This is a genomic window from Mesorhizobium sp. WSM3868, assembly GCF_002294785.1.
Lineage (GTDB): Bacteria > Pseudomonadota > Alphaproteobacteria > Rhizobiales > Rhizobiaceae > Mesorhizobium.
The window spans coordinates 1-1,315 of sequence record NZ_NSGB01000053.1; the positions used below are offsets into that span (position 1 = coordinate 1).

The window sequence follows — 1,315 nt, forward strand, 5'->3', positions numbered from 1 at the left end:
ATGCGGACATGTCGGCGCAACTTGGCTAGCTCGGTGGTGGGGTCCAATGATGAGATCCTCTCGAGCAGGGTTGAAAACCAACGCATGAACCTGCGAATTGCTCCGATCTCGCACCTTGGCAAGCAAAGTGACGCGGATGACTAGGAGCGCTCTGCGTATGCGATCGGAACAACGAGTTGCTGCCTGGCTGAGTTTGCGAGGTTCCTCGTGAAGTCAGCCTTCGCCTGCTTTTAGGTGAGATCAGAGCCTTGTATGACCGACATGCTTAAGGGTTTCGGCTGCCGTCAGGCCCACGAAAGCCTCTCATGCAAGAACGCGAGCTGTACAACAATTGTTGCCCGCTCCGAAGGACAGGTTTTCTACCGTTCGCGATAAACTCTACGATTTTTCGCGGTTGCGGGCTCGCGCAGGTATTTTGAGCCGGGGACCACGGCCAAGTCTTTGAACCGCGCCGAAAGCTGGTCGAGGCCATGGCGCATTCCTGCTCCGGCTGCGGCCGCCCCATGCCCAGTGATGACAATCTCTGGCTTGAGAGCAGACAGCCGTCCAACTGAGTTCTCCGCCGCACCCCAGTCCGGGGTGAAGTACCGTGGCGGGCCGTCCATCTCGAGCTGCTGCGTCGCTACCTCATAGGCGGACTCCTGCCCGGTTGTGATGAACGCATCACCTACGATCAGTGAGCGGTCCGTCTCGCCAAAGGGAAATATGTCCCGGCACGTGCCCTCGAGTGTGGAGCCACTGCCAATCTGGCATCCCCGGAACCGAGCCATCGTCAGGGAGCGCGTTCAAACCGCCCCCGAGATCGACCGGCCCGCAGGAAAAGCGGTGAGAGCAACGACATCCGGTCGGGCGTTCTTGCCAAAACGCGCCTCCGCGACCGCGACAATGGCGCCTCGAGAGGTTGGCAGACCGGTATCAATCAGCACCCAACTGGAGTCGCGGCGGCCGGGCACACCAAAGAACACCGCATTCACGATCGAAAGGCGAAGGTAGGCAAGATCGGGCGCGATACTCCAGGCCCCATCGCCGCGGTCCTCACGTCTGGCGCATCGATCTTGGAGAGGGGTATTTGAATTGTCATTAGGCCCGTTGCCTTGTCACTTTGTCTCAGAGTCGTCGCGCCCCGACGGCGCAGGGAACCGCCGTGTTCGGTCGCGACAGGCGGTTTCTCTTGCGCACGCGAAACGACGTTCTTGGGGGCTCCATGCAAAGGCTACCTGGTTTTGCGAGCGGCGGCGGCTGCCCGCGCCGGCGCCTCCTGGATGTTGGCGGCGCCGCCCATGTCACCATTCTTGGTGCGGCCAGCCCCCGGTCC

The 1,315-nt window shown here is 61.3% G+C and carries 1 protein-coding gene; it reads right to left on the minus strand.

The window, feature by feature from the left end; all coding sequences use genetic code 11:
• Nucleotides 1–359: 359 nt before the first annotated feature.
• Nucleotides 360–770: an MBL fold metallo-hydrolase gene (locus CK221_RS31325; protein WP_348628455.1), complete on the minus strand. Its 411-nt coding sequence runs from the start codon at nucleotides 768–770 to the stop codon at nucleotides 360–362.
• Nucleotides 771–1,315 lie beyond the last annotated feature (545 nt).

Bases quoted from the DNA above. Each gene is read 5' to 3' on its own strand.
- CK221_RS31325 (WP_348628455.1), bottom strand. From the start codon at position 770: ATGGCTCGGTTCCGGGGATGCCAGATTGGCAGTGGCTCCACACTCGAG.